The 4,162-nt window shown below is 69.9% G+C and carries 3 protein-coding genes and 2 pseudogenes; 3 read left to right on the top strand and 2 right to left on the bottom strand.

The annotated features are described in order from the left end of the window. Positions 1-117: 117 nt before the first annotated feature. Positions 118-345 (bottom strand): annotated as a pseudogene (locus tag ABZX90_RS43695) (heme-binding protein); the annotation flags it as partial. Between the two features lie 529 nt (positions 346-874). Here ABZX90_RS43695 and ABZX90_RS43690 point away from each other — a divergent pair. The 3 genes from ABZX90_RS43690 (at position 875) to ABZX90_RS43680 (ending at position 3,745) form a co-directional block, all read left to right on the top strand. Further along, the gene (locus ABZX90_RS43690) at positions 875-1,411 is read left to right on the top strand and encodes a YcxB family protein (protein WP_355213714.1); all 537 of its coding nucleotides are present in this window, start codon (positions 875-877) and stop codon (positions 1,409-1,411) included. A gap of 167 nt (positions 1,412-1,578) precedes the next feature. After that, complete coding sequence (locus ABZX90_RS43685) at positions 1,579-2,022, top strand: hypothetical protein (RefSeq protein WP_355213713.1); 444 nt, start codon at positions 1,579-1,581, stop codon at positions 2,020-2,022. A 76-nt stretch (positions 2,023-2,098) separates the two neighbouring features. After that, a complete protein-coding gene (locus tag ABZX90_RS43680; RefSeq protein WP_355213712.1) occupies positions 2,099-3,745 on the top strand; it encodes a multicopper oxidase family protein in 1,647 nt (548 codons plus the stop codon). Between the two features lie 105 nt (positions 3,746-3,850). On the opposite strand, the pseudogene ABZX90_RS43675 reads toward ABZX90_RS43680, so the two are convergent. After that, positions 3,851-3,985: pseudogene (locus ABZX90_RS43675) on the bottom strand (kinase); the annotation flags it as partial. Positions 3,986-4,162 lie beyond the last annotated feature (177 nt).

The following is a 4,162-nucleotide window of genomic DNA, read 5'->3' as shown; positions in this document are numbered from 1 at the left end:
GTGGGGGGGTGGGTGGGGGCCGCGCGGGGTGGTGGGGCCCGCGCCCGCTCGCGGCGGGGGGGGCGGGGCCCCGGGCGGGCGGGAATCGCGTCCCGGGGCCGCGCGCCCGCTACCGGGTCAGCGCCCCAGCGCCGCGACGCCCGCTGCGGCGAACTTCTCGTCCAGGTCGCCGGAGGGGGCTCCGGCGACACCGATCCCGGCCACCGGGGCACCCTTGACGGCGAGCGGCGTGCCACCGGCGAGGAACAGTGTGCCGGGGATGTCCTTCAGGTTCGGGGCCTGTGCCAGACGCTGGGCGAGCTCCGACCTGGCAGCACCGAACCCCAGTAGGTTCCCAGCGGTGTGCATGACGACGAGGCCGGCGGACTGCGGCTGAGGGTTGGCTAGTTCGTGCCCGCACGCACCTCGTGCAGCAGCCGCGCGAACTCGTCGGGATCATCTCTGCGCATGCGCTTGAGCTGCCGCAACTCCCATGCCCCTGCCTTGCCAAACGGCCTCGCACTGGAGCCCGTCCACGGCGTGCGGCCGCTCATCCTCGATCGGGTGCTGGCCCGACGCCTGCGGCAGATGGCCGCCGAGGTCGGCCGCGAGAGCGGCCACGACCCGGACGGCTCGATCGCCGGGCTCCGGAGAAGAGCGCCAGGTGGTCCGCCAGCTCGGCAGCAGGGAACTGCTCCTCGGACCACACTGCCCGCCCGTGTTCCCAGATGGACAGGTCTGCCTCGACGTCGAGGAACAGCACCGCCGCAGGCGCCTTCCGCGCGTGAGGGAATCCGCCGCGAGGCGAGGCAGAGTCACCGGCGGGGTCTCCGGCCCACATGGTGCTGAACCTGGGAGAGATCCTGCGCGCAGTAGCGACGCTAGGATCCCGATCATGAGCAACGGGGGCGGGAGCTACGCCCAGCAGGACCCGGACGGTGACACGGGCGCGGAGTTCGCCTACCGGCTGACGGTCGAGGACTTCGAAGAGGCGATCAGTGCCCAAGCCTGGCGTTCACCGGGCAGGTTGATCTGCTCATGGCTGGTCTTGCTGGCCGGCTGGGCCGGCAGTGCCCTGTTTTTTGATCTTCGTGTTTACGGGTGGATCATCACGCTGACAGCCGCTGTGGGCGTGATGTACCAGGGCCTGGTTGCAGAGCGGCGCGCCAAGGCACGCAAGGCAGCCGACGCAGCGGAGTTCCGCATGGTCGCGAACGATCACGGCGTGGTGATCAGCTCTGCCGAGCAAGGCTCCGCTGCCGCCGACTGGACACACTTCCGCTCATACCTGGAGACACCACGGCTGTTCGTGCTGGTACGTGGAACGCACTGGACCCCGACCTTGATTGCCTTCCCCAAACGGGGGGCCCAGAGCGCTGGGGACCTGGAACGGCTCCGCTCGCTTCTGCACGGGAGGCTGAAGCGGGTCTAGGGCTCGGCCGAGACGTGATGATCACGTGGCCAGTTTTCAATCTCCGCCCGCTGGTAGCCTCTGCAGGCGCTGACCAGCGCGCAAGAACGACATCAGTCAGCCGGGCGGCAAATACCCGCTGGGGGTACAGTGGGCCGCCCCGGCGAACGCATCCGACAGGTGGACGCATGGCGATACGGACAGCTCACAGCGGCGGCATGACCGTCCGCTGGGTGTACGGGCTGTTCATCGCCCTGTGTGCCGCGCTGGCCGTGCTGGTCCATCACGAGACCGCCGCGATGAGCCCCTCACCCATGACGGGCGCCTCGTCCGTGATGAGCACCTCATCCACGGCGGACGCCACCCATGCCGGCCACGTCATGCCGGGCAAGGACACGCCGACCGCCCGGAATCCCTCCTCTCCGAACGCCGACGACACCGGTTGCTGTGACGGGCCCGGCATACAGCACTGCGCCGCGGCGAGCATCGCCACCGTGCAGCTTGCCGTCCCCAGCGAGAACGAGTCCTCTCCGCTCGCGGATCTTCGTGAGGCCGCGGCGCGGCGTGCGCCGGCCGGTGTGGTCGGCCGAGCCCCGCCCGACCTGTCCGTCCTCTCGCAACTGCGCATTTAGGCCGCGCCGGACGGCGCGCGATGTGCCGTCCCTCCGCGACCGCATCGGCAGTTACGACACAGAGGACAACAACGTCATGAACAGCATCAATCGCCGCTCCGTCCTGCTCGCAGGCCTCGGAGCCGCTGGCGCGGGCGCGCTCGCCGCCTGCAGCAGCGGGGGCGGCTCCGGCTCCGCCAGCGGTAACGCTCTGGTCAGCCCCACCGCCTCGGCCGTCCGCGCCGCCGACATGAAGCGCAAAGCCACGGGACGGCGGAAGAAGATCACCCTGACCGCCGCGCCCGCGATGATCGACCTGGGCGCCGGCGTCATGCCCAAGACCTGGGCCTTCGACGGCCGCACCCCGGGCAAGGAAGTCCGGCTCTCTGCTGGTGACACGCTCGTCGCCGAGCTCTCCAACCAGCTCCCGGACAAGACCACCACGTCGATCCACTGGCACGGCATCGCGCTGCGCAACGACATGGACGGAGTGCCTCCCGCCGTCCAGTCCAGCGTCCGGGCCGGCTCCACCTTCACCTACAGCTTCATCGCCCCCGACCCCGGCACGTACTTCTTCCACCCGCACGTCGGCGTCCAGCTCGACCGGGGCCTGTACGCCCCGCTGATCGTCGAGGACCCCCGGGAGCCGCTGTCGTACGACGACGAATGGGTCGTCCTCCTCGACGACTGGCTCGACGGTGTCACCGGCACCCCCGACGAAGCCTTCACCGAACTCAAGCGCGGCATGGCCGACATGGGTGACATGAGCGGCATGGACATGGGCAGCGGCCCGAGCGCCAGCAGCTCGGACGGCAGCATGGGCAATATGGGGGACATGGGCGGGATGGACATGGGCAGCGCCGCATCCCCTTCCGCTTCGGCCTCCTCATCCGGCGGCATGTCGAAGAAGTTCATGCTCAGCGGCGCCACCAGCACGCTGCTCGGCGGCGACGCCGGCGACGTGAAGTACCCGCACCACCTGATCAACGGCCGCGTGGCGGCCGATCCGGGCGTCTACACCGGCAAGCCCGGCAAGAAGGTCCGGCTGCGGATCATCAACGCCGGCGCGGACACCGCCTACCGCGTCGCCCTCGGCGGCCACAAGCTGACCATCACCCACACCGACGGCTTCCCGGTGCAGCACCAGGAGGTGGACGCCCTGCTGGTCGGCATGGGCGAACGCTACGACGTCCTCGTCACCCTCGACGACGGAGTCTTCCCGCTCGTCGCCCTGGCCGAGGGCAAGAACGCGAACGGCCTGGCCCTGGTGCGCACGGGGTCCGGGAGCAAGCCGTCCGCGACCGTCCGCCCGAAGGAACTCAACGGCATGATCATGACGGCGTCCCAGCTGCGGGCCGCCGACGACGTGCGGCTCAAGTCCGCCAAGACCGACGTCACGCACCGGATCAAGCTGACCGGCAACATGATGAAGTACGACTGGGCCATCAACGGCACGCCGTTCGACATGGCGAAGCCCGAGGCGCACCCGATCGTCATCGAGGAGGGCCAGCGCGTACGGCTCGACTTCGTCAACACCACCGAGATGTGGCACCCGATGCACCTGCACGGCCACACGTACCAGCTCGGCGCCTCCGGCCCGCGCAAGGACACCGCGATCGTGCTGCCCAAGAAGACGGTGTCCGTGTTCCTCGACGCCGACAACCCCGGCCAGTGGATGCTGCACTGCCACAACGCGTACCACGGCGAGACGGGGATGATGGCGAACGTGGCCTACAAGGCCTGACGTTCTCCTCGCGCTGCCCGGACGGGCGCACCGGGTTCCGACCGGGTGCGCCCGAGCCGTTCACGGTGGCGACCGCGACGGCGGCTTGCCCGGCGTGGTGCCGGGGCGGCGGAGGTTGTCCTGGCCGACCAGGGCCAGGCCGCGGCCGAACCGCTCACGCAGGCCGGCCGCGACGGACGACTTCCTTGAGGCGCTGTTGCCGCGGACCACGACCAGCCGGGATTCTTCGGTGCCCACCATCAGGGCCCTCACGTTTAATCCTTCTTTGGCGACCCGGACTCGCGCAGTACCTGCGCCCTGGGCAGAACGGCACCCACGCCGGCCGCGGCCGCTCCGGAGCGAGCGGAGAGCACGGAACATCGACGGTGCCTATGTCGAGTGGCGCCGCATGGAACGCTCAGGCTTGCGCCGTGCCCA

This window comes from Streptomyces sp. NPDC002935 (assembly GCF_040611295.1).
Taxonomy (GTDB): Bacteria; Actinomycetota; Actinomycetes; order Streptomycetales; family Streptomycetaceae; genus Streptomyces.
Note: the sequence above shows the minus strand (reverse complement) of the source record. Positions and strands in the feature narration are given on the sequence as shown.

What these genes read in the sequence shown, in the direction of transcription:
- ABZX90_RS43680 (WP_355213712.1), top strand. Translation starts at nt 2,099, where the DNA reads ATGAACAGCATCAATCGCCGCTCCGTCCTGCTCGCAGGCCTCGGAGCC.
- ABZX90_RS43690 (WP_355213714.1), top strand. Translation starts at nt 875, where the DNA reads ATGAGCAACGGGGGCGGGAGCTACGCCCAGCAGGACCCGGACGGTGAC.
- ABZX90_RS43685 (WP_355213713.1), top strand. Translation starts at nt 1,579, where the DNA reads ATGGCGATACGGACAGCTCACAGCGGCGGCATGACCGTCCGCTGGGTG.